Genomic DNA, 24,963 nt, shown 5'->3' on the forward strand with positions numbered 1-24,963 from the left:
ACACGTAGTATATAATAACATGGAGATAGTATTGATAAATTATAAAAAAATATAAAATATTTTTATAAATATTATATTATTTAGTATAATAGTATGATATAATATGAAAAATTATATAAGATAATATAATGATACATAGAACTATATAAAGGTATATGAGGTTATATAAATAAATGTATTATTTTATAGTATTTTATAGTATTTTATAAAAAACAATATCGTAATAAATTTAAATCTACAAAAATTAGTAAGATGAGTTATAAAAATAATAAGGATGGAGTGTGAAAATCAATGCTTTCTGTATCTAAAATAACTAGCAATAATAAATCCAATTATAAGAAGGTTATTTACCTTAAAGTGCTTGTATGTGTATGTTTAATGGTATTAGTAATAACTAGTTTCCTTATTGATATTTCAACAGGTCCTGCTCATATTTCTATAGTGGATGTGCTCAAGTCACTATTAAATCCTGATTCGGTTGATAAAAAGACAAATATAGTTGTTAAGATAATAAGACTTCCAATTGCAACAATGGCATTACTAGTTGGGGCATGTCTCGCTATAGCTGGTATGGAAATGCAAACTATATTAAATAATTCTCTGGCAAGTCCATATACTTTGGGAATTTCAGCAGCAGCTTCATTTGGTGCGGCTTTATCATTAGTGTTAGGCCATTCTATACTGCCCGAAATTGTTCAAAATATTGCAACACCTATATTTGCATTTATTTTTTCCATAGGTTCTTCCTTAATTATTTACACTATAGGAAAATTTAGAAAAGATAGGGCCACAATTATTTTGACGGGTATTGCCATTAATTTTTTATTTTCAGCCTTCAATTCTATTCTTACATATTTTGCTAGTGATGAGGTTTTAAGAGGAATTACGAACTGGTCACAAGGTAACATTTTAGGTGCTACTTGGACAAAAAACATAATTGTTGTTGTAATTTTTATCGTTGTTTCACCATTTCTTTTCAAAGATTCATGGAAACTTACCGCATTATGTATGGGTGAAAACACTGCTAAATCACTTGGTGTTCAAGTGGAAAAGTTAAGAACGAAAGTGCTTATTTTAACTTCAATTATAACCGCCATAGCTGTATGCTTTGTAGGTACAATAGGTTTTGTGGGATTAGTAGCACCTTACATAGCAAAAAGCTTGGTGGGGGAAGAACAGCGCTTTTATATTCCGATTTCCTTGTTAACTGGTGCTCTTATGCTTTCTATTTCGTCTATTTTGAGTAAGAGTGTCATACCTAATGGACAAATTTCTCTAGGTATTATCACTTCAATCATTGGAATTCCATTTTTGATAATGTTGATATTAAAGAAAGGAAGATAATAAGAAATGAGTCTTGAAGTTTTAAATCTAAATTATAATTATTCGTCAAAATTTTCATTGACAGATATAAATTTAAGCTTTCACAATGGCATTACCGCAGTTATTGGGCCCAATGGAGCGGGTAAGTCTACTATGATAAAGTGCATAGCCAATATTTTTAAAAGCAGTGGTAATATATTTTATATGAATAAAAAAATTGACCGTAATGATAAAAACTTTTTTACAAAGAGCTTGAGTTATTTGCCACAGTCCTCAGAAAATGATTCAGGAATAACTGTTTTTGAAGCTATCTTATTAGGACTTATGAATACGCTAACACTTCATGTGAGCTCAGCTCAGGTACAAGCAGTTAATGCCATGATGGATATATTTGAATTGCAGCTTCTTGCGCAGCGTCGAATATATGAGTTGAGTGGCGGACAACTGCAAATGGTTTTACTTGCGCAAGCCATTATAAAAGAACCAGAAATACTACTTTTAGATGAACCACTAAACAATCTGGATATACATCGTCAATTTGCCTTATTAAATTTAATAACAAAATTATCAAAGGAAAAAGATATGATTACTACTATTGTCATGCATGACATAAATTTAGCTGCTCGCTATGCAGATAATATTGTAATAATGAATAATGGCAAGGTACATTCCAAAGGAAAGCCCAATGAAGTTATAACTAAAGAAATGCTAAAAGATATTTATAAAATTGACAGTAACATCTATTTAAGAGAACAAGGTTATCCAGTAATAGAATTTGTTGATATTGCAACAAATTCTTAAATATAAATTTTCAATAAAACAACTTAAAGGGGGAAAACAATCTTGAAATTATCAAAAATCAAAACTAACATTTTAGGATTACTATTAGCATTTGTATTAGTATTAACATCAATTGGGTGCAGCAGCAAAACGGCCTCATCAGAGAATGCAGCAAATGCTACAAATTCCAGTACAGCTTCAAAAACAGCAGTATATACCGATATGTTGGGACGAAAAGTTACATTAACTACCAATGTAAAGAAAGTTGCAATTCTTAGAACTATGGATATTTATGTGATGTCTGCTATTCTTGGGAAGGAACTCGATAGTAAGTTGATTGCAGTAGGTCAGAGTTTTAAGCAGACCGACATAGATGGATATAAAAAATATTCAGAAGTTTATCATAATTTAGATAAAATGACTAATGTAGGAAGTATATACGATGATGCAATTAGTTTGGAAACTATGGTAAAACTAAATCCAGATATTATTATTGTAGATAAACAGTTTTATGGATATTCTTGTGTGAATAAGATGATTGAAGTGGGACTTCCTGTAGTTTTTACAGATGACAATTCAGATCCTTTTTATGGAACTGGGAAAAGCATGAAAATGCTTGGAAAGATGCTTGGAAAAGAAAAACATGTAGATGAAATGGTAGACTATGCCAATAAAAAAACTGATTCTGTATTGAAAACAGTTGCCAAGCTAGAGGCTTCAAACGTAAAAAAACCTAAATTATATTTTGAATGTGGTAATGTAAGTCCAAGTGAAATTGGAGTAACAAGAGGGGATACCTCAAATGGTTGGGGATATATATGGCAAAAATTAGGTGCAGATAATATTGGAGTGGGTAATAAAAACAATTCTATGAATCCAGAGCAAGTTCTGACTTCTAACCCTGATCTCATTGTTATAGGTGGCGCAAATTGGAATCCTGACGGGAATATTATGCGTTTAGGTTTCTTTGCAACTCAGAAAAGTGCAAGTGAACATTTGGATTTATACACAAAAAGAGCTGGATGGTCGGATTTGAATGCAATAAAAACTGGGAGATTGAGCGCAATTCATTTTAACATCACAGTCCATCCATTTGCCTTTGCCGGGATAGAAGAAATGGCTAAAATCCTATATCCTGATGAATTTGCCAATTTAAATCCAGAAAAAGATATGCAGGAATTTTTCAAAAAGTATATGCCGATTAAAGATTCTGGAACATTCTGGGCTAACTGGAGTAAATAAATAACTTAAAATATTTTAAAAAGATATATTTACAATTTAATGGAGGCTAAAAATCATGAGAGAATATTATAAAGAGCACTCTTATTCTGGTATATACCCTTCAAGAATAATGCACAACATGGGGGTAAGTGGTAAAATATCAGGAGCTATGAATGTTGTAAGTGAAATAAAGGATGCAGTTGCTATAATCCATAGTCCAAAAGGCTGCGGATTTCATTATAAATATATTGCAAGAAGGAGATATTTACCCTCCTATAAAGCTCAATGTACTAATTTAAAGGAAGAAGATATTATTTTTGGAATAGAAAAGAAACTTAAAGAAACTATCTCGGAAACTATAAATAATTATCATCCTAAGCTAATAGTAATTATACCAAGTGTATGCACAGATATAATAGATGTAGAAATAAATAAGGACATTAAGGATGAATTCAAAGAAGAAACAGATTGCAAAATTATATTTATTAAATCAGAGGTTTTTTCACATATTGATAAATCATCTTCTAAGAAAAATAATGAGGAGAGAATATTATATTGGGATAAACCTGAAAAACAGAAGGGTATAGGTAAAGGGTGTGGCATAGATGAAGCTATGACAGCATTTGTAGCGCAGCTCATGGAGAAGCAGAAAGTACAGGATAGAACCGTCAATATTGAAAGTTTTGCTTGGGGTGGTAATAAAAATTTAGAGGGTATAATTTCTATTTTAAGTGAAATGGGGATAAGTGTAAATTCAGTAATGCCAAGTTGTAGTACAGAAGATATTATTAAAGCACCTATAGCAAAATTAAACATTGTCAGAAGATCTTCTTGGGCGAAAAATATGAAGAAGGTCTTTGGTACAGAATACTTTCATGTGAATACTTTTCATCCATATCATGGATTGGAAGGGATTGAAAAATTCTATACGAATATAGCCGATTATTTTGATATAAGTTTAGAAGCAAGTAAAATATTATCAGATATGAAACAACAGGTATCTACAGAAATACATGAAACCAAAAATTACATAATGAAGCATACTTTTGCTCTATATAGCAACTCAGTCTCAAATCTACCTTACATGATAGAGGCCTTAACTAATGATTATGGTGTAAATCTTAAATATATATGTATAAACATTGATTATAATAAACTAGAATATGAATATATAGACAAAAATATAGTAGAAAATACCATGATGAATATTAAAAAAGTAATTAATGATACAGGAAATAATACAATTATTTATATTAATTCTGAAAAAGAAGATTTAAAAAGGATATTTAAACATGTAGATATTGTAATTAATGGTACAGAGTTTTTATCTTCTTTTAAAGGTTTAAAAACTATAGATGTAGGAAAGTTATTTATTCCAATAGATTTCAATAATTTTAAGAATAACGTCTATGATTTTGCCAATAAAGTTAAAAAAGCTAGAAGTCAGGAAAATTTAATAATTTCAAAATTCACTTATGATGATTTATTGTATCCTACTATTGGGGAAATGGGGCCTACAACTTCTGAAAAGATGTGGCATAAAATGTGGACTTTAAGGAGATGATGAAAAATGCAACCATCTACATCGTGTAATTTATTTGGTGCCTATAGAAGTGCTATAAGTGTTAAAGATTCATATGTCCTTTTACATACAACTGTTGGATGTAATTGGGGTACATCAATATTTCATATGCCATCTAAGCTAAATGATATGAGACAAGCTTCCACTGTAATATACAATGAGGATGTTGTATTTGGAGGAAAAAAAATACTTAAGAAGGCTATGAATAATATTATTAATATGTATAATCCTAAAATATTATTTATTATTTCGGGTTGTGTTTCAGGAATATTAGGTGAGGATTTTGAAACTGAAATAAGAAAATATTCAGAAGGTAGAGAAATTGTATATATAAAAGCTCCAGGATTTATTTGTAGTATGGATGAAGGACAAATTGAAGCAATAAAGTTAATGATAAACTTAATGCAGTGTGAAAGGAAAAAGACCAAATCCATAAATATTATAGGTTTATTATCCGATGATTATATGGTAAATGCTGATATTAACAATATAAAAAAAATGCTTGGAAATAAAGTGGATATAAATTCAATAATACCTTTTGATAACATTGAAAATATAAAAGCTGCTCCTTCTGCAGTACTAAATGTAGTTTTTAAGGGGTTTGAATCCATAGGAGATTTAATGGAAAGAAAGTTTAATATACCTTATATAGTTGTTGAATATCCCTATGGAATAGAAAATAGTAAGAATTTTATAAAAGAAATATATTCTTTTTTTAATTTAGAATATAAAGAGGAACTACGAAAAAAAGAAGAATACACAATAGCAGTGTTAAAAAACATCTATGATTATATCAGACATTTATATTCTATACCTTGTGCTGTGTTTGGAGACAGTTTAAGAGCATCTGCCATGAAAAAATTTCTTGAAGATGAGCTTGGAATGGATGTACAGGTATATTATGAACGGGGAGATAATGATATGAATGAGTTTAAAAAAATTTTAAAAAGCTCTGCTGCATCAATATTATTTGGATCATCTTTTGAGAGAGAAATTGCAGAGGAACTTGAAATATCATTCATAAGATACGTATACCCTATATTTGATTCCATAAGTATTGGAAATAGAGGCTATGTAGGGTTTTATGGTGTAATTAATTTGATAGAAGATTTAATAAATTCATTTATGACTATGAATTATAGAAGAGAAAGACAATATATGTAATTAATATTTTTTAATCATTAGTCGCCCCGTTTTTTATTACTAATTCATCAATTTTTGCTGTCGATATTTTGTTTATGGTATGACAGTGGGGATAACTAAGGAATAAACGTAACTATACGGTATACTGACACAAGAAGATAGGCCATTTATTTGCCTATTCTTTTTTTCTATGCTAATATGTTTATTGATTGATTCTAAGATATTAAAAAAAATAATAAGTCTTTATATAGATTTATTTTCACATAGCTAAGGAGGCTTTTTCAACAAATGATGGAATCTACAAAAAATTTATTGCTACATAAATATAATATAAGTGAAGAAGTAATTAATTTATCAGATAAGGCTTTGGAAGATATTAAAGTTGAATTTGATAGATACGATGCCATAAGGGAGTATAACCAACTAAAAGTATTAAATGCCTTTCAAGAGGAGAGGATAAGTGACTCACATTTTACAAATTCCACAGGGTATGGATATGGAGATATAGGTAGAGACAGCTTAGACAAAGTGTATGCAAGGATATTTAAAACTGAAATGGCACTTGTAAGACCACATTTTGTAAATGGAACCCATGCAATTGGTGCAGCATTATTTGGTAACTTAAGAACTGGAGACACAATGATTTCTATTTGTGGAACCCCTTATGATACATTACATAATATAATAGGTATAAGTAAGGAAAAGAACATAGGTTCTCTTATGGAATATGGCGTAAAATACAGAAAATTTGATTTAAGTGAAAGTGGAACATTTGATTTTAAATCTATAGAAAAGGCATTAAAGGAAGATAAAAGCATAAAATTAGTTCATATACAAAGATCTACTGGATACGGCTGGAGAAAAGCTTTAACAATTGAAGAAATCAAAAATGTTATAGATTTTATTAAAGCTATAAGAAAAGATGTAATATGCTTTGTAGATAATTGCTATGGTGAATTTATTGATACAAAGGAACCTACAGAAGTGGGAGCCGATTTAGCAGCAGGTTCTTTAATTAAGAACATAGGCGGTGGAATAGCTCCAACAGGTGGTTACATAGTTGGAAAAGAAGAGTATGTAACTCAAGCGTCCTATAGGCTTACTATACCAGGTATCGGTGGAGAATGTGGATCAACTTTTGGAGTTATGCGATCTTTTTATCAAGGATTATTTCTTGCACCTCATGTAGCTATTGAAGCATTAAAAGGAGCTGTATTTTGCGCAAGAATTATGGAACTTGCAGGTTTTGAAGTGCTTCCTAAATTTGATGATAATAGAAGTGATATAATACAGGCAATAAAATTTAATGATAAAGATAAGCTTATTAAATTTTGTAAGGGAATACAAAAAGGATCACCTATTGACTCTTTTGTAGAATGTGAGCCTTGGGATATGCCAGGATATGAAGATCAAGTTATAATGGCGGCAGGGGCATTTATTCAAGGAGCTTCTATAGAACTTTCAGCAGATGCACCTATAAGGGAGCCATTTATTGCTTATCTACAAGGTGGATTAACCTTTGATCATGCTAAAATAGGTATTATGATAGCTCTTTCAAATTTATAATAAAAAATCAGGCATAAAAACACGATTTGTTTTTGCCTGATTTTTTTAATAACGTCTGTATAATCCTACAAGTTTACCTATAATATCACAAGTTGGAACAATTATAGGATCCATAGTATGATTTTCTGGTTGTAGTCTTATATGGTCTTTTTCCTTATAAAATCTTTTTATTGTAGCTTCATCATCAATTAATGCTACCACTATGTCTCCGTTTTCTGCTGAATTTATTTTTTCAATGATTGCTAAATCACCATCGTATATACCGGCTTCAATCATACTATCGCCGGATATATTAAGCATAAATAAATCATTTTTATTTTTAATATATTCTAGTGGTATAGTAAAAGAATCTTCAATATTTTCAAAAGCCAAAATTGGCTCACCAGCTTTAACTTTACCTACAATAGGAATATCTATAAGTTCTCTTTTGGTAGCCGTATCTCTTAATAATTCAATTGCCCTAGGCTTTGTTGGATCTCTTTTTATAAGTCCTTTCTTTTCCATTCTAGAAAGATGACCGTGAACAGTGGATGTAGAACTTAGACCTACTTCAGCACAAATTTCTCTAACTGAAGGAGGGTAACCTTTATTTATTACTTCAGATTTAATAAATTCATATATTTCAGCTTGCATATCCCTTTTCTTATCTTTTGGCATAGCTACACCCCTAACTATAATAACATTATTTGAGAAAATTATAACATATTATTATACATGGTGCAAACTTATGTTCTGAAAGTACAAAATATCAATGAATCTTACTAAAAGCTAATTATTGATATATTCCAGAAATATTTGATTGAATAACAGTTTGAATCATTAATTTATGACCTTCGCTGTTAGGGTGAATGCCATCGCTATATAAGTTAACTATATCTTTAATTTTTATAAAGGAATCATAGAAATTTATAATATTAATATTGTTTTCACAGGCAAAAGAATTAATTTTTCTAATGTATTCGAACAAATGTTCGTTAGCCTTACTATAACTTATGTATTTATCCCAATAAATTTCAGCGAGTTCACCAATAATAGGGGGCTGTAAGGCCAAAATGGGGGTTATATTATTGTCTTTTATTTCTTTTAGTAGAAATTTTATATTATCTATAATATTATTTACAGGATAATTTAACAGTATATCATTAGTTCCAGCCATAAGTATAACATGAGAAGGCTTTAATTCTAATATATCTTTATGGGATCTAGAAAGTATGCCAGCAGTAGTATCGCCGTTAACACCCTTATTTATTATTTCTATATTTAAACTCTTGTGAAGTAATTTAACCCAACATTCATCTGAATATACCCCATATCCATAGGTTAAGCTATCCCCAATACAAACTATTTTCATAATAGACTCCTTATATATTAATGATATTTTATTATTTATTATATCACATTATTTCATTATTTAAATTTAGTGTATTAATATAGTGTAATTAATGCAAGAGTACCTCTCAAAATGGGAAATCGAGAAAATTATTCCCAGTTTGAGAGGTATTTGCCGAAAAATAGATCGGAAATATTATTGTAATTAATGTTTATATTGATATTGATTAAAATATTTAACTCATATTTTAAGTGTTGCAACTAATAAAACAAGCTATATAAATGGTATTTTCATCACATGATATTAAATTGAAAATATTGGTATGAAATTTGCTGTAATATTATAATAAGTTTATCATATAGGTTTGATTTGTAAACGAATTCATCTAATAAGGAAGAAGGCGGAACATTTGAAAAGTTGTTATGTTACTGAATTAAGAGAATCTATATCCTATAAAGAAGGGATTGAATTGCAAAAAAAAGCTTTTGATATTGTTAATGCTGGAAAAATAGATGGTATTCTATTATTACTTCAACATAAACCTGTTATTACAATTGGTAAAGGTGGAGGAAAAGAAAATTTACTTGTTTCCAAAGAAAAATTAGACGAACTAGGAGTAGAAATATATGAAACTACAAGAGGTGGAAATATTACTTACCATGGACCGGGACAATTAGTGTCTTATCCTATATTAAATCTAAATAAATTTAATAAAGATGCCCACTTATATTTAAGGCAGTTAGAAGAAGTGATAATTAGAACTTTAAGAGAGTATGACATAAATGCCGGAAGGAAAATTAAATACACTGGAGTTTGGGTTGATGATTTAAAGATTGCGGCTATTGGAGTAGCGCTAAGAAGATGGATAACCAAACATGGATTTTCCTTTAATATTTCTGTAAACAAAGATCACTTTGCACTAATAAATCCTTGTGGTATAACTAGCTTTGGAATATGCTCTCTTGAAGATTTTGTTACAGAAGTAGATTACAATGAAGTTATTTATAATATTAAAACAAAATTTCAAGAAGTTTTTCACACTGAGTTAATTGATAAAGCTAGGCCGGATGATTGGTAAAGATAAAAGATATATTTCAATATCCTATCTACTGTAATATACAAGTTTTAAAACAAAATATCTTAAGAAATAGGAAGTGATATTATGATTGCAAGACCTGAATGGCTTAAAATGAAAGCACCTGAAATGGAAGTGTTGGATAAAATGGAGAACATGATTAAAGACCTTTCTCTTCATACAGTTTGTGAAAGTGCAAATTGCCCTAATATCGGTAAATGTTTTAAAAATAAAACTGCTACTTTTATGGTTATGGGAAATGTATGTACAAGAAACTGTAGATTTTGTGCTGTAAGCAAAGGGATTCCAAAAGACTTAGATGAAGAGGAGCCAGTAAATGTAGCAATAGCCAGTAAAAAATTAGAACTTAAACATATAGTTATAACATCAGTTACTAGGGATGATTTGGAAGATGGTGGAGCAGAACATTTTGTGAAAATTGTTAAAGAGTTGATGAGAATAACCCCTAACTCAACTATAGAGCTTCTAATACCAGATTTACAGGGGAATTGGCAGGCTCTAAGAAAAATAGTAGAGGCAAAACCAAATATAATTAATCATAATATAGAAACAGTTCCTAGGCTATACAAAAATGTTAGACCTAAAGCAGTATATGAAAGATCTATTGAACTTTTAAATCAATCTAAGAAGATTGATGCCAGTGTATATACTAAATGTGGAATAATGTTAGGACTAGGAGAAACAAAGGAAGAAGTAAAAGTGGTAATGGATGATTTACTTAGAGTAGGTTGTGATATTTTAACATTAGGTCAGTATCTTCGTCCATCTGAAAGGCATATATCTGTGGTAGAGTATGTAACAGTAGAGAAATTTAATGAATACAGAGATATAGCTTTAAATAAAGGATTTAAGTTTGTAGCTTCGGGACCTTTTGTTCGCAGTTCTTATAAAGCTTCTGAGGGGATGGAAACTTTGAGAAATTTAAATAAAGGAGTTTAATAAGTGGATTAAGTGAATATTATTTTCACTTGATTCCAAACTGAATAAAGAGAAATTTTGGCTCTAGCACACATGTTGGTGTCTATCTTTTAGATTAAATCTGCTTTCTAAAGATATAGTAACATGTTATGCTGGAGCTTTTTCTATTTAATTGTTGGAAACTAGTATAATTAACTAAAACAATTGCTTGATTTAAATAAATATAATGTATTATAATTTATTTAAATCCATAAAATATTGGTGATGTATAATAAATTAATAATTAAGTATAAGAATTTTTATATATTCACAGGGGGAAAATTTATGAATTACTCGGCAAAGATAGAAAGACAATGGAATAATTTTGTAAATAATAATGAAATATCAAAAGATATGAGACAAGACATATTGAACTCTTGGATTAGATGTAAAGGTTTTAATGTTAATCCCAATATGGGAATGGGCAATAAAAAGGTATCTATAGGTGAGCTAAATAAAATATTAGATGATAGGAAGGAACTTATTCAAATAGCTGTACCAGTAATGCTAGATTTATTTAATCTTTTAAAAGAATCAAATTACTCTATTATTCTAACAGATGAAAATGCGGTTATATTAGAGGTGATGGGAAATGAATTAATAATGGATGAAAATAGAAAACTAAGTTTTTTAAAAGGATGTAGGTGGCTTGAAAAAGATGTGGGTACAAATGCTATTGGAACTAGTATTTATTTAAATAAACCAATACAGATTTTAGGAGCAGAACATTATTGCAAGAAACAACATAAGTGGACTTGTTCAGGAGCACCTATACATGATAGTGAAGGTAAAACTATAGGTTGCATTAATTTATCAGGAGATTTTTCTAACTTCCATTCTCATACTATAGGAATAGTAGTTGAAGCGTCGGATACTATACAAAAGCAATTCTCTATGCTCCAGCAGAGAAAGTGGGTAGATGCGGCATTTAACTCAATTAATGATGGAATATTAGTTATAGATAAAGATTTTAGATTAAAAAACTTTAATTCAAAATTATGCAATATATTAAAGATAAAAAAAGAGGATATAGAGGAGCTGGATATAAAATTCTTACTGAAAGATGTTGTTAAAAGTATTGATAGTATCAGTAAAAATATTAGAATTTCTGATAAAGAGGCTATTTTATATGTAAAAAAACGCAGGGTTGAGTGTAATATAAATGTAACACCAGTACAGTTAGATAATGTACAGAAAGGATTTGTAATTCTTATTAAGAATTTAAAAACCATACGTAATGTTGTTAATAAAATGGTAGGATTTTCATCAAAATATTCCTTTGAAAATATAATTACCCAAAATTCAAAGATGTTATCTGTAATAGATGAGGCCAAAAATATTTCAAGAAATGAATGTTCAGTACTTATAATGGGTGAAAGTGGTACTGGCAAAGAATTATTTGCACATTCAATTCATAATGGAAGTAACAGAAGTAAAGGACCTTTTGTTGCTATAAATTGTGCGGCATTACCTAAAAATTTAGTTGAAAGTGAAATATTTGGTTATGAATCAGGTGCATTTACTGGAGCATCTAAGGAAGGATATCCAGGAAAATTTGAATTGGCTAACGGAGGAACTATATTTTTAGATGAAATTGGAGAATTACCCTTAGAAGTACAATCTAAACTGCTTAGAGTTTTGGACAATCATAGTATAACTAGACTTGGTGGAAAATACGAAAGAAAATTAGATGTACGAGTAGTAGCTGCAACTAATAGAAATCTTTATAGAGAAATAGAGCTAAATAATTTTAGAAGTGATTTATACTATAGATTAAATGTACTTAGTATACATATTCCTCCTTTAAGGGAACGTAAAGAGGATGCGGTGTTGTGTGCTAATTTATTTTTACAAAGGCTGAATAATAAAAATAATGAATGTAAAAAAACATTTGGAAGAAATTTTATAAATGAGATTATAAGTTACAATTGGCCAGGAAATGTGAGAGAACTTGAAAATATGATACAGAGAGCATACTATTTATCAAAAGATGAGATTATTGATTACTCATTTATTGCAAGACAATCGGATGAAAGTGTTCATGAAAATGAATCAATTAATGAATTGATTATTACAAATAATCTGGGAACTCTGAAGAATAAAGAAAAAGAACTTATTTTAAAAGCTTTAAAAAAATGTAATGTAAATGTTGTTGAGGCAAGTAAAATGTTAGGCATTGGTAAATCTACTTTATATAGAAAGATTAAACAATATGATATTGATTTAAAACTTAAAAGTAATTTAATGGGAAAATTATAGTTGGATTTTCCCAAATTGATAAAAATATTTTCCCAATTTGAATTTCTACTTGATTGCATATGGATTAAACCCTTGATATAGGTCATGCTAATTTTGGCATGGCTTTTGCTTTATATAATAAGTGCAGGCTAAAAGCTATGTGTTTAAATTTTTTTAATAAAACTTAATTTTGTTTAAATTTAATATATTATATGGAGGGGATTGTCATGGAAAAACTAAATAATGATACTCTTATTAATATGTATAAGACTATGCTAAGAATAAGAAAATTTGAAGAAACAGCCATGAACTTATTTGCTGAAGGTAAAATACCGGGATTTGTACATCTATATATAGGTGAAGAGGCAGTGGCAACAGGTGTCTCCGCTAATTTAAATGAGGATGACTATATAACTAGTACACATAGAGGACATGGTCATATTATTGCAAAGGGTGGAGAACTTAATGTGATGATGGCTGAACTCTTTGGAAAAGCAACTGGATACGGTAAGGGAAAAGGCGGATCCATGCATATTGCAGATGCTACAAAAGGAATATTAGGAGCTAACGGTATAGTTGGTGCTGGACATGATATATGTTTGGGTGCTGGATTAAGTGCACAATATAAGGGGACAAAACAAGTTTCCATATGTTTCTTCGGGGATGCTTCTACAAACCAAGGAACATTTCATGAAGCAGTAAATATGGCCAGTGTATGGAACTTACCTGTAGTCTTTGTGTGTGAGAATAATGGATATGGAATTTCAGTAAGTCAAAAGAGACATCAAAAAATAGTAGATGTAGCAGATAGAAGCTCATCTTATGGAATTCCTGGGGTTATAGTTGATGGAAATGATATATTGGCAGTTTATGAAGCTTCAAAGGAAGCTATAGAAAGAGCAAGAGAAGGCAAGGGGCCAACACTATTAGAATGTAAAACTTATCGTCAAAGAGGACATTATGAAGGTGACCCTGGAACATATAAGCCAAAGGGAGAACAGGAAGAATGGATCAAAAAAGATCCTATACCAAGATTTGAAAAATATATTTTAGAACAACAGGTTGTAGGTACAGAGGGACTTAAAGATATACAAAGCGGTATTGATGACGAAGTTTCAGAAGCTGTTAATTTTGCAAATAATAGTCCTTATCCAGAAGTTGAGTCTGTGTTTGAAGATATCTATTCTGATATAAAAGAGGGGGTAGAGTAATATGAGAACTATGAGCTATTCAGAGGCAATAAGAGAGGGTATGAGAATTAAAATGCTCGAGGATGAAAACGTTTTGATATTTGGAGAGGATGTAGGTCCTTTTGGTGGATGTTTTGGAGTAACTGCAGGAATGCATAAAGAATTTGGAGAGATGAGAGTTAGAGATACCCCTATATCAGAAGGGGCTCTGGTTGGCTGTGCTATAGGAGCTGCAGCAACAGGATTAAGACCTATTGCTGAATTAATGTTTATGGATTTCTCAACAGTAGCTATGGATATGATTGTAAACCAAGCAGCAAAGCTTAGATATATGACTGGAGGAAAAATGAACTTGCCTTTAGTTGTAAGGATGCCCTGTGGAGCAGGTGTTGGTGCATCAGCTCAGCATTCACAGTCATTAGAAGCTTGGTTTGCTCATATACCAGGACTTAAAGTGGTGTATCCATCGACTCCAGCTGATGCAGCAGGACTTATGATTACGGCTATTGAAGATGATAATCCAGTTATGTTCATGGAACACAAGATGCTTTATGCTATGAAGGGAGAAGTACCTGAGGAAATAAAATCTATACCTTTTGGAGTAGCAGATATAAAAAGGGAGGGGGCTGATCTTACACTTGTTGCTACAGGAAGAATGGTACATGAGTCTCTTAAGGCTGCAAAACAACTAGCGAAGAATGGTATTGAAGTAGAAGTTATAGATCCAAGAACTTTGTTTCCGCTTGACAAAGAAACTATATTTAATTCTGTGAAAAAGACTAATAGAGCGCTAATTGTTACGGAGGAAAATAAGAGAGGAGCCTATAGTGGAGAAATTTCAGCAGAAATAAATGAAAAAATATTTGATTATTTAGATGCACCAGTATTGAGAGTTGCATCTCTTAATACACCTATACCCTATTCACCAGGGTTGGAAAGTTTTGTACTTCCAAGTGTAAAAAAAATAGTTGAAGCTGCTAAATCTATGTTCTAAGATAAAAAATTCTTATCTAAATTGAGTGGGAAGTAAAAAATTCTTTATGATGTATTTGCAATGATATTAAAATGTGATTAAGGGAGGATTATTTATGGGTAGTTTAGTTGTAATGCCAAAACTTGGATTAACTATGACAGAAGGAGAAATAGAAAAGTGGCATAAAAAAGAGGGAGAAGAGATTAAGGAAGGCGAGATATTATTTGATGTAACTACTGATAAATTAACCAATGAAATTGAAGCTAAGGTAAGTGGAGTAGTAAGAAAAATATTAGCTCCCGAAGGTGAAACTGTAGAATGCCTAAAGAATGTGGCTATAATTGCAGGTATCGATGAAGATATATCTGCTTTATTAAAAGAGGCTGATGCTGAGGGAGATAGCATCGAAGATGAAAGTGATAGTAGTAAAGAAACTAAGGAAGAAGTCTCTAAAGAGGAACAACTGCCTAGTAGAGAAGGCAGGTTAAAAATATCACCGGCAGCAAAAAAACTTGCTATTGAAAATGATTTGGATTTTGAAATTATTACAGGAACAGGACCTGAGGGAAGAATAGTAATAGAAGATGTGAAAAAGTATATAGAGAATAATAAAATTAAGGTATCACCTGCAGCAAATAAATTGGCTAAGGATTTAGGTGTAGATTTAAAAGAAATAAATGTAAATAGAAGAGTAATGAAATCAGATGTATTGACATTTAGTAATAATAGCAATAGTAGCAGTGATGTAAATACTGGAGCATACGCAGAAGAAAAAATTGAAATGTCACCTATGAGAAAAGTTATTTCAGCAAGAATGAGTGAAAGCTGGACTACATCGCCTACAGTTACTTATGATATAAAAGTAGATACTAGTAATTTAAAGAAATTAAAGAATGATTTCAAGGATATATGTAAAATAACATATACAGATTTATTAATAAAAATAGTTTCAAAGGTATTATTACAATTTCCGCTTCTTAATAGTTCTATTGATGGAAATGAATTGATCATGAGGAACTATGTAAATATGGGAGTAGCAGTAGCTTTAGAGCAAGGACTCATAGTTCCTGTTATTAAATATTCAAATAATAAGGGTTTAGAAGAAATCTCTACAGAAGTTAAAGACTTGGCTCAAAAGGCAAAGAATAATGAGCTTGAGTCTGATAGCATCAAAGGTGGAACATTTACTATAACAAATTTAGGAATGTTTGGTATAGAGTATTTCTCACCAATTATAAATCAGCCAGAAGTTGCAATACTTGGAGTTAATAAAATTACTGAGACACCAGTAGTTGAAAATGGTGAAATAGTGATAAAACCACTTATGAATTTATCTCTTACTGCGGACCATAGAGCGGTAGATGGTTCTGTTGCAGCCCAATTCTTATTAACACTTAAAAAGTATGTTGAAAAACCAGAATTACTTTTATTATAGGGGGTATCGAAAATGAAATTAGTAGTTATTGGTGGTGGACCAGGCGGATATGTAGCAGCTATTCGTGCAGCACAATTAGGTGCAGATGTAACTTTAGTTGAAAAAGAGGCCTTAGGTGGTACATGTTTAAATGTAGGCTGTATACCTACTAAAGTATTATTGCATTCTTCAGAGCTTCTTGAAGAAATAAGAGGAGGAGAAGAGATAGGAATTAAGATTGACGGAAAAGTAACTGTGGATTGGAAAGGAATTCAGAATAGAAAGAGTAATGTAGTAAATAAGCTAGTTTCTGGAGTTAAAGGTTTACTTGCAGTGAATAAAGTTAAAGTAATTAAAGGAACTGCCAAATTTAAAGCAAAGGATACTGTGTTAATAACGAAACAAGATGGCTCAAGTGAAAAGATAAAGTTTGATAATGCTATAATTGCATCGGGATCAGTACCATTTATACCTCCTATTGAAGGAAGTAAATTACCAGGAGTAATTGATAGCACGGGAGCTTTAAGTCTAGAAAATAATCCTAAGAGTTTAGTCATTATTGGAGGTGGAGTAATTGGTGTAGAATTTGCTAGTATATTTAATCCACTAGGATGTAAGGTAACCATTATTGAAATGCTTCCATACATTTTACCTCCTGTAGACAGAGAAATTTCAGAACTTACTAAGACAAAGTTAGTAAGTGAAGGTATTGATATGTACAACAATTGTAAAGTTACTAAGATTGAAGAAAGTAAAGATGGATTAAAGGTTTTATTTACGGGTGATAATGGCGAACTTAGCGTAGAGGCAGAAAAGGTACTTGTAGCAGTAGGTAGACGCTCCAATATCGTGAATTTAGAAGCAGAAAAGAATGATATAAAAACAGAAAGAGGATTCATCTTAGTTAATGATAAAATGGAGACCAATGTACGCGGTATATATGCTATAGGAGATTGTACTGGTAAAAATATGCTTGCGCATGTTGCTTCAGATCAAGGGGTTGTAGCAGCAGAAAATATAATGGGTAAAAATAAGAAGATGGATTACAAAACTGTTCCAGCTTGCGTATATACTAAACCGGAGATAGCTTCTGTAGGTTTAACAGAGGAACAGGCTAAGGAAAAAGGTATAGACTATAAAATTGGTAAGTTCCCATTAGCTGCAAATGGAAAATCTCTTATAATGGGTGAAAATGGTGGTATTATAAAATTTATTACAGATAAAAAATATGATGAGGTATTAGGAGTTCATATTTTTGGTCCAAGAGCAACAGATCTTATAACGGAAGCTGCACTAGCAATAAGGCTTGAGGCTACTGTGGAAGAAATAGTAAGTACAGTACATGCACATCCTACTATTGGTGAAGCTATGAGAGAAGCTGCTCTAGCTGTTAATAAAGAGGCTATTCATATGGTGAATAGATGATAAAATACTCTGGCCTTTTAGCCAGGGTATTTTATCTAAGGCATATTCAAATAAATAACTAGCCAGTATGCTAGTCTATTTTGAATCCTACTACGTCAACAGAACCATCAGATAGCTTACTATCATAGGAAACCCGTTTCCTTGTAGACTTCAAAATATCCGTCACATCTTTGACTTACTATATATATTTATTTGGAGGCAATGCAATGAAAATAATTTGTATTGGAGATAGTTTAACCTATGGATATGGAGTTAAAAGAAATGATAGGTGGACATCTATACTTGATAAGAAGCTTAATTGTGATATTATAAATAGGGGAATATGCGGAGATACTACTGCAGGGGTTTTAAGCAGGATTTATAAAGATGTATTTTTAAGTAAACCAGATAAAATTATTATTATGTGTGGAACAAATGACTTTATATGGGGTGTTCATATAGAACAGGTTATCTCAAATATAGCTACTATTTTATTTCATATGATGCATTACAATATAAAGCCTATTATACTAATACCTGTACCACTTCACAGTACATTGGCAGAAAAAAAGTGGAAACCAGTTTCAAAATATGGTGCTGAATATATTAATGATAGGTTGAAGAATTTAGGGGATTGGATAAAAGAATTTGCTATAGAGTATAATATAAAGGTTTTAAATTTTAATTCTATATTTTATAAGAAAAATGGAGAAGTTGATCCTATATATTATATTGATGGATTACACTTAAACAAACTTGGTCATGAAAAAATAGCAGAAGAGGTAGCTAAAATAGTAATATAATTATTACCATTTTAGCTTTAATTTATAGCAAACTATTATTAATTTACATACTAAATATTATGTAAATTAATAATATGACAACTAATCTTAATATTGATTCAATCATAAAATTTATTCACCAATATACTATTTTTTCAAATAAACCATTGATAATTAAAGATTTTTGTGATATATTTAATTTTACTGTTTAAATTTAAATAGGAAAGGATAGAATATTTAATGAATAAAATATGTATTTTTAATACAACGATTCAATGTACTGATTGCGGTGATTGTAATATATGCGATTTAGATAAAAATAAAATCTGTAATAATTGTGGTAAATGCCTTGACTTAGATCATGATAAAAAGTCAATTTTAATAGATGAAATTATTGAGGATCCAGAAGAAATAAAAAAAGTAGAAGAAAATGGCTACAATTATAATGATGAAGATAATAATGGAGAAATCCTAAATGACTATGATGAAGACTATATAAGAAATGAAAAAGACGATATACCGCTTGATATAGAATTAATCGATGATATTGATGGATTAAAAGAAGTGCTAGAATTAGATAATGAAGAAGAAAGAAATAAAGTTATTGAAGAAAAGTATCCAGGATTTTTTGTTATTAAAAAGCAAAAATAGTAATAAGAAAATATTTACAAAATAATTTTATAAGAAACTATGTATAAAAGTTTTTGATTTTTTATATATAGTTTCTTATTTTTATTTAATTATGAGGGGCATATTATAAAATATTGATGGAAATAATCGCATAATTCCAGAATATTAATATTCCTATATTCTCATTTGCTTATATTTTAATAAGTAAATGAGAATATAATTTATCAATCATCTAAATCGTTAAGAGGGTTAGATTTTACAGCTTCCCTTAATTTTTCATTATCTACATGAGTATATATTTGTGTAGTAGAAACACTTTCGTGTCCTAAAATTTGCTGAAGACTTCTTATATCCACATCTCCGTACTTATACATTAATGTAGCAGCAGTATGCCTTAACTTATGAGGAGTGTACTTATCGGAATCCAAATTAGCTTTTTTTATATATTTTTTCACTGTAATTTCTACAGTTCTTTTACTTATTCTTTTATTATTTCTACTTAAAAAAAGGGCGTCTTTATCTTCTCTTGATACTTTTTCCAATTGTTCATTGCGTATAGACATATAATTTTCAATAGCTTTAATACATATGTTATTCAAGTATACAGTTCTTTCTTTATTGCCTTTTCCAATTATAGATAGAGTATCATTTTTAATTTTTGATATGTTTATGCCTACAAGTTCTGAGAGTCTCATTCCACAATTCAAAAATAATATTAATATACAATAATCTCTTTTCTCATATTTTTCACCTTTAACTGCATATAAAAGTTCTTTGCTTTGCTCCAAGCTTAAATATATAGGATTTCTACTATGAATCTTAGGAGATTCCAATTCCAAAGTAGGATTTTCCTTTAATATTTTTGCTTTTGAAGATAGATATTTAAAAAATGATTTTAATGTAGCAACTTTTCTTGCACGAGCATAATTACTATTATTTCTAAAATTCTCTGTAAAAGATATAAAGGCATATAAATCTGAAAGTGATATATTTTTAATGAATTCATCATCTATATCTCCAATAAATATTTCATTAAAATCTGCATTCTTGTTTACTTGACCTTTATATAATTTTAAAAAACGGAAGAACAGAGTTAGATCAATTTTATAGTTATAAATTGTATTTTCTGATTTTCCTCGAATAGTTCCTAAATAATTTAAAAAGTCATTTACTTGCCTTGGTACAGTGTTATCAAATAGATTTTTTATATTATATTGCATGTAATCCTCCTTAAAATTAACCCAACTGCGTCAAATTCTTATTTTACGCATAAATAATTCGACGCGAGGGGGATAAATTCCTTCTTTTGTATAGTAATTTTTATATTAGCTTTAAATAAATTTTTATTAAAATAGTTTTTTACTAGTCATATCTAATGTAATTTTAGAAATTCTATTTGATTAAAATTTCAACAGATTTGATTTTTAAATTGCTATATATGTTTATTAAAAAATCCTCTAATTGTCACCTATTCCGCTCCAATGATAATCAAATGATAATGGTTATCAATTATATATTTCAGGAAATCTCTTATTACTGGTAATTCAATTGGAAATCCGCTGAAAATAAATAGGATGCTGGATAGCATCCTATGATAAACAATCTCCTTTAAAACAAAAGCTAAAATTAATTAGATATTTTTATTATACACTTTTTAGAAATCCAAATAGATAACTTTTCTATATATTGGTCTATTTTAATATTTTTTGATTCATCTTTAGCTGCATTATATACAACCTTTTCTATTTCTTCGTTATAAAAAGTAGTTTCATAGCCATTAATATCAAGAAAAACAACTACTGAATATAATGCCACTCTTTTATTTCCATCCTTAAAACAATGATCTTTAGCAAAAAAAACAAAGCAACATTGACGCCTTATCAAATACACTTGGATATTTATCGTATTCAAAATATCCTGATTGTTGTGCCAATATGCTTTCTATTTTTCCATCTGTAAGTTCATCTATACCTGCTTCTCCACCATAAACCTTGAGAGCCTCTTCGTGAAATAAATATATTTGTTCTTTTGTTAATGTAATTATATCCATTACTTAGCTAATTTTTTTAAAGCACTATCATATTTTTTTGTACATTTTTTTATACTTGCAAGAACATCACTATTTTTAGCCTGTTTATAAGTTTTTGATCTATTAGAATTAGAAGTATCTTTTCTTATTTCCATATCGTTCTCTCCTTTATCACTGTGACTCTCATCGTTTATCTTACTCATATCATATCATATCATATCACGCTCCTCTAAGATTTACAAGATACTTGTTATACACAATCTCCCATTTATTATACTATAAATAGGATGTCAATGGAACTTTTAACCAATTACAATATTTTTTTCTTAAAACTATCATTGTATACTAACTTATATCTGCTTATTACATATTAAAAATTAACTTAATTATAAAAAATGAGTGACGTTTATTAGTTTTACTATTATACATTATTTATTCATTAATAAAAGTGTTTTCCCGGAAAATCTTCTCATATTATTGCATTAATATACGGTATTGTATGTTTTATGCATAATAACATACAATACATATACTTAATCTTTATATTTCCTATAAATATATTTAATATTATCCCTAAAATTATCTCCAATATTCTCAATATTAATGTTGAACTCATTTTAAAACCTCCATTTTTTATTTTTAAAAGCTTTTTCAGCTTTACTCATCCGAAGCCAAAGAGCAAGTCAAAGATGCTAGTCTATTTATTTGTTGAATAGGCCTTAATATCACTATTAATTAATATTATTGTTATTAAGATTCCTATAATCCCAATACAAAATATTATAAGTATAGTCTGCATCTGAGATGTTAAAGATGAATTATTAAAAATTACATTTTTAAGAGATTTTATTGCCCAACTTTCCGGCATAAATTTTGATATAGTTTGAATTGATTTTGGTGCAAATTCATCTATTGAGAAAAAGCATCCGCCAAGCATTCCAGTTAATGCCATCATCACTGCTTCAAATATAGTGAAACTTTGATGTTTTTTTATTAACAGAACGATATCATTACTATTCCAATCAGTGCAAATGAATATATTACAAATATATACATCATTGGAAAAGTATTGTTAAATATGCTAACCTTGAAAAAATATTCTGCTGCTAAAAGTATTACTGCTATCATTACTAGCCCCATTATAAATGCAGCTGCAATTTTACTGATTAAATATTTTACTGATTAAATATTTTACATAATTTATTGGTGTTCCTATTATTCGATTAAAGGTATTGTTTTCTTTTTCTTCTATTAAAGTTCTTAACCCCTGTATTACAACAATCCATAAAAACATCACCAAAAATCCAATTAAAGTTACAGTTGTTTTATCTTCTGTGCTTTCACCTAAATTTAAAGCTTTTACTGAAATTGTTATACTGTTATTATCATTTATTTTATTGGTAAGCCGCTTTGAAATATATATTATCATCTTTCATCACATCCCCAATTTTTTCGAATCTCCTATAATCTTTTCCATGGTATTTCCTTCAGATAAAATTGATTGGGAAAGATTTTTTCCATCAGCATTATCATAATTTTTAATAAGTTTTACCTTTAAACCCTTACCATTTTTCAAATCATTTCCAAAGTCTTTCTCAATAACTGCTCCAACATCAATTTCATTGTTATCATCTTTATGATTTTTTATCATAGATATTAATTGTTTTGAGTAACTGCTTTTATCTTCGTCTGCCAAATAGGGGTGGAGGGAGCATTCGTGTCATGTACTGAAAAGTAAATGTAATAATATGGTGTTTTATACTTATACAAATGCAAATAAAAAAGGCAGTTATGCCTTTTTAGTTAATGAACAATATAAGAATGTTGCGTATCAATTGCATCTTACAAATACTGTAATTAAGACAATAGTTGCAATAAACTTATACTATTTTAATTATGGATATATCTTTAATCTTTTCTGTCCCACAAAATTATCTCCTTTTTTATACTTTGAAAATTATTACTGTATTTTAGATAATATGCGATAAACCTCTAATAAAACAATATTTAAAGTTAGCCATACCCCACCAAAAACGTATCCAGCATAAACATCACTTGGATATTCTATTTGATGAAATACAGGACTCAAGCCCCCAAGAAAGCAAATAATTATAGTTACTACTACAGAAGCAGTCCTTATCCAAGCTCTTTTTGTATGTCGTAATATAAGGGAACATAAGAAACCATATGTGACTATAGCCATTAAAGATTGTTTGCTTGGAAAAGTATATTTAATAGTTCCTATGAGTGATAATCCTGCTGGTCCTAAACGTCTAAAAAGGAGTCTTAATATGGCCTGTAAAACCTCTCCACCACCAATTGCTAAAAACACAGATCTAATTTCAAGAAATTTATCAATACCTTTTATCATAATCAATATAATTGCACAAATGGTCACTGGTATTAGCATCTTTAAAGATGTTATGTTATCAAATAAACCCATCGTATATCGCCAATTCTCTGTAAAAATTGTTTTTACTAAATAGGTTACAATGGTATCAAATTGGTTAAATTCGTGAGCTAAAAAATCTTGAGTAACGCCAATTACAAGAGCAGAAAGTCCTAAAAAAGCTACAGCAACTCCTGCTATCGCAACTTTAATCTTACCAAAAGAATTGAATGTTCTTATAGCATTTCCAAGTATTCTTATATTAAGCTCATTAATCTGTTGCTTATAATTCCTATATAAATAGATAACAATTATAATTAGAGATATTATCAAACCACCTATAATTAAATATTTAGAAATCATACGATGATATTTTTGCCAATTAGTTCCTAAAACTTTCCCTAATGAAATAAATGTTGCAGTCCATAAAATAGCTCCTATATAAGAATTTAATGCAAACTTTTTATAGGAAATTTTCATTGTTCCTGAAAAATATCCTGTAATATGCCTAACACCAGGTATGAAATACGAAATTAATAATAGTCTGTTGCCATATTTATTAAACCATACTGATGTCTTATCTAATTTATCTGGACCTAAATGAATATAATGACCATATCGCTTAAAAAGCTTAACACCTAACAATTTTCCTACTAAATACGATATTGTTACACCTATAATTGCTCCAGATGATGCAATTATAATACTTAAAAACCAATTCAATTTTTGTTGATTTACAAGAAATCCACAATAGGTCATAAGGACCTCACCCGGAAGTGGAAATGCAATCAATTCTAATATTAATGCAACTAACAAAACTATATATCCGTAATGATTGAGAAGTCCTGTTATAGACTGCAATTTATAAATCCCTCCAATGTCTACCCTTTACAAACTCATTATAGGGTGAAGAGTG

General features: G+C 29.7%; 26 protein-coding genes. 15 read left to right on the forward strand and 11 right to left on the reverse strand.

What is annotated here, in order from left to right; all coding sequences use genetic code 11:
- Positions 1–291 precede the first annotated feature (291 nt).
- From RH99_RS02675 to RH99_RS02700, 6 genes are all read left to right on the forward strand, one after another.
- Entirely contained in the window at positions 292–1,344 is a 1,053-nt protein-coding gene (locus tag RH99_RS02675) for a FecCD family ABC transporter permease (RefSeq protein WP_010233651.1), read from the forward strand.
- A gap of 6 nt (positions 1,345–1,350) precedes the next feature.
- A complete protein-coding gene (locus RH99_RS02680) occupies positions 1,351–2,124 on the forward strand; it encodes an ABC transporter ATP-binding protein (protein ID WP_010233652.1) in 774 nt (257 codons plus the stop codon).
- 42 nt (positions 2,125–2,166) lie between these two features.
- Positions 2,167–3,345, forward strand: a complete 1,179-nt coding sequence (locus tag RH99_RS02685; protein ID WP_010233653.1) for an ABC transporter substrate-binding protein — start codon at positions 2,167–2,169, stop codon at positions 3,343–3,345.
- 55 nt (positions 3,346–3,400) lie between these two features.
- Positions 3,401–4,888: a nitrogenase component 1 gene (locus tag RH99_RS02690; protein WP_010233654.1), complete on the forward strand. Its 1,488-nt coding sequence runs from the start codon at positions 3,401–3,403 to the stop codon at positions 4,886–4,888.
- A 6-nt stretch (positions 4,889–4,894) separates the two neighbouring features.
- A complete protein-coding gene (locus tag RH99_RS02695; protein WP_010233655.1) occupies positions 4,895–6,070 on the forward strand; it encodes a nitrogenase component 1 in 1,176 nt (391 codons plus the stop codon).
- A gap of 267 nt (positions 6,071–6,337) precedes the next feature.
- Positions 6,338–7,615, forward strand: coding sequence for a methionine gamma-lyase family protein (locus RH99_RS02700; RefSeq protein ID WP_010233656.1), 1,278 nt, complete (start codon positions 6,338–6,340; stop codon positions 7,613–7,615).
- A gap of 45 nt (positions 7,616–7,660) precedes the next feature.
- Here the strand turns inward: RH99_RS02700 and lexA are convergent, their stop codons facing one another.
- Both lexA and RH99_RS02710 read right to left on the reverse strand, forming a co-directional pair.
- Positions 7,661–8,272 (reverse strand): transcriptional repressor LexA, encoded by a 612-nt coding sequence (gene lexA / locus RH99_RS02705; protein ID WP_010233657.1) that lies wholly within the window; start codon positions 8,270–8,272, stop codon positions 7,661–7,663.
- A gap of 115 nt (positions 8,273–8,387) precedes the next feature.
- Positions 8,388–8,966 carry a GDSL-type esterase/lipase family protein gene (locus RH99_RS02710; RefSeq protein WP_010233658.1) on the reverse strand — a complete coding sequence of 193 codons (579 nt, stop codon included), beginning with the start codon at positions 8,964–8,966 and terminating at the stop codon, positions 8,388–8,390.
- Positions 8,967–9,354: 388 nt separating this feature from the next.
- Here RH99_RS02710 and lipB point away from each other — a divergent pair, with 388 nt between their 5' ends.
- The 9 genes from lipB (at position 9,355) to RH99_RS02755 (ending at position 19,650) form a co-directional block, all read left to right on the forward strand.
- Positions 9,355–10,023: a lipoyl(octanoyl) transferase LipB gene (gene lipB / locus RH99_RS02715; protein ID WP_010233659.1), complete on the forward strand. Its 669-nt coding sequence runs from the start codon at positions 9,355–9,357 to the stop codon at positions 10,021–10,023.
- An 84-nt stretch (positions 10,024–10,107) separates the two neighbouring features.
- On the forward strand, positions 10,108–10,980 hold the full coding sequence (gene lipA, locus RH99_RS02720; protein ID WP_010233660.1) for a lipoyl synthase: 873 nt from the start codon (positions 10,108–10,110) through the stop codon (positions 10,978–10,980).
- 303 nt (positions 10,981–11,283) lie between these two features.
- Entirely contained in the window at positions 11,284–13,257 is a 1,974-nt protein-coding gene (locus tag RH99_RS02725) for a sigma-54-dependent Fis family transcriptional regulator (protein WP_010233661.1), read from the forward strand.
- 206 nt (positions 13,258–13,463) lie between these two features.
- Positions 13,464–14,447: a thiamine pyrophosphate-dependent dehydrogenase E1 component subunit alpha gene (locus tag RH99_RS02730; RefSeq protein WP_010233662.1), complete on the forward strand. Its 984-nt coding sequence runs from the start codon at positions 13,464–13,466 to the stop codon at positions 14,445–14,447.
- Between the two features lies 1 nt (position 14,448).
- Positions 14,449–15,420, forward strand: a complete 972-nt coding sequence (locus RH99_RS02735) for an alpha-ketoacid dehydrogenase subunit beta (RefSeq protein ID WP_010233663.1) — start codon at positions 14,449–14,451, stop codon at positions 15,418–15,420.
- A 94-nt stretch (positions 15,421–15,514) separates the two neighbouring features.
- Positions 15,515–16,834, forward strand: coding sequence for a dihydrolipoamide acetyltransferase family protein (locus RH99_RS02740; protein WP_010233664.1), 1,320 nt, complete (start codon positions 15,515–15,517; stop codon positions 16,832–16,834).
- A gap of 12 nt (positions 16,835–16,846) precedes the next feature.
- Positions 16,847–18,238 (forward strand): dihydrolipoyl dehydrogenase, encoded by a 1,392-nt coding sequence (gene lpdA, locus RH99_RS02745; protein ID WP_010233665.1) that lies wholly within the window; start codon positions 16,847–16,849, stop codon positions 18,236–18,238.
- Positions 18,239–18,444: 206 nt separating this feature from the next.
- A complete protein-coding gene (locus tag RH99_RS02750; RefSeq protein WP_010233666.1) occupies positions 18,445–19,020 on the forward strand; it encodes a GDSL-type esterase/lipase family protein in 576 nt (191 codons plus the stop codon).
- A 219-nt stretch (positions 19,021–19,239) separates the two neighbouring features.
- Entirely contained in the window at positions 19,240–19,650 is a 411-nt protein-coding gene (locus RH99_RS02755; RefSeq protein ID WP_010233667.1) for a hypothetical protein, read from the forward strand.
- A 203-nt stretch (positions 19,651–19,853) separates the two neighbouring features.
- Here RH99_RS02755 and RH99_RS02760 read toward each other — a convergent pair whose 3' ends face one another.
- The 9 genes from RH99_RS02760 to RH99_RS02775 form a co-directional block, all read right to left on the reverse strand.
- Positions 19,854–20,849, reverse strand: a complete 996-nt coding sequence (locus RH99_RS02760) for a tyrosine recombinase XerC (RefSeq protein ID WP_010233668.1) — start codon at positions 20,847–20,849, stop codon at positions 19,854–19,856.
- A gap of 406 nt (positions 20,850–21,255) precedes the next feature.
- Positions 21,256–21,444, reverse strand: coding sequence for a hypothetical protein (locus tag RH99_RS18200; protein WP_010233669.1), 189 nt, complete (start codon positions 21,442–21,444; stop codon positions 21,256–21,258).
- A gap of 31 nt (positions 21,445–21,475) precedes the next feature.
- A complete protein-coding gene (locus tag RH99_RS18860) occupies positions 21,476–21,679 on the reverse strand; it encodes a death-on-curing protein (RefSeq protein ID WP_010233670.1) in 204 nt (67 codons plus the stop codon).
- Complete coding sequence (locus RH99_RS19865; RefSeq protein ID WP_279373139.1) at positions 21,679–21,813, reverse strand: hypothetical protein; 135 nt, start codon at positions 21,811–21,813, stop codon at positions 21,679–21,681. The genes RH99_RS18860 and RH99_RS19865 overlap by 1 nt, the downstream gene beginning before the upstream one ends.
- Positions 21,814–22,355: 542 nt before the next feature.
- Positions 22,356–22,613 (reverse strand): hypothetical protein, encoded by a 258-nt coding sequence (locus RH99_RS18210; RefSeq protein WP_138990572.1) that lies wholly within the window; start codon positions 22,611–22,613, stop codon positions 22,356–22,358.
- A 38-nt stretch (positions 22,614–22,651) separates the two neighbouring features.
- A complete protein-coding gene (locus RH99_RS19125) occupies positions 22,652–22,798 on the reverse strand; it encodes a hypothetical protein (protein WP_158511924.1) in 147 nt (48 codons plus the stop codon).
- A gap of 19 nt (positions 22,799–22,817) precedes the next feature.
- Complete coding sequence (locus RH99_RS18215; RefSeq protein WP_026038375.1) at positions 22,818–23,087, reverse strand: ABC transporter permease; 270 nt, start codon at positions 23,085–23,087, stop codon at positions 22,818–22,820.
- A 6-nt stretch (positions 23,088–23,093) separates the two neighbouring features.
- A complete protein-coding gene (locus RH99_RS18220) occupies positions 23,094–23,354 on the reverse strand; it encodes a hypothetical protein (protein WP_158511925.1) in 261 nt (86 codons plus the stop codon).
- Between the two features lie 264 nt (positions 23,355–23,618).
- Complete coding sequence (locus RH99_RS02775; protein ID WP_010233672.1) at positions 23,619–24,908, reverse strand: VTT domain-containing protein; 1,290 nt, start codon at positions 24,906–24,908, stop codon at positions 23,619–23,621.
- Between the last annotated feature and the right edge of the window lie 55 nt (positions 24,909–24,963).

It is taken from the genome of Clostridium arbusti SL206 (assembly GCF_000246895.1).
Lineage (GTDB): Bacteria > Bacillota > Clostridia > Clostridiales > Clostridiaceae > Clostridium_I > Clostridium_I arbusti.